The organism is Erwinia sp. SLM-02 (assembly GCF_037450285.1).
Classification (GTDB): domain Bacteria; phylum Pseudomonadota; class Gammaproteobacteria; order Enterobacterales; family Enterobacteriaceae; genus Erwinia.
Genome location: NZ_JAQISN010000020.1, coordinates 1 through 479, shown reverse-complemented (window position 1 = coordinate 479; position 479 = coordinate 1). Strand labels below are relative to the sequence as shown.

1 rRNA gene is annotated in these 479 nt (G+C 51.8%); it reads right to left on the bottom strand.

Annotated elements, in window-relative coordinates:
• A 16S ribosomal RNA gene (locus PGH32_RS24560) occupies positions 1-479 on the bottom strand; the annotation flags it as partial.

Below are 479 nucleotides of genomic sequence, written 5' to 3'. Positions count from 1 at the left end.
AGATGTGTATAAGAGACAGGACTACACGGGTATCTAATCCTGTTCGATACCCGCACTTTCGAGCTTCAGCGTCAGTTGCGCTCCAGTGAGCTGCCTTCGCAATCGGGGTTCTTCGTGATATCTAAGCATTTCACCGCTACACCACGAATTCCGCCTGCCTCTGCCGCACTCAAGCAGGCCAGTATCAACTGCAATTTTACGGTTGAGCCGCAAACTTTCACAACTGACTTAACCTGCCGCCTACGCTCCCTTTAAACCCAATAAATCCGGATAACGCCCGCACCTTCCGTATTACCGCGGCTGCTGGCACGGAATTAGCCGGTGCTTATTCATAAGGTACATGCAAAACTTTACTCGTAACGTCCTTTATTCCCTTGTAAAAGAGGTTTACAACCCGTAGGGCCGTCGTCCCTCACGCGACTTGGCTGGTTCAGGCTCCCGCCCATTGACCAATATTCCTCACTGCTGCCTCCCGTAGG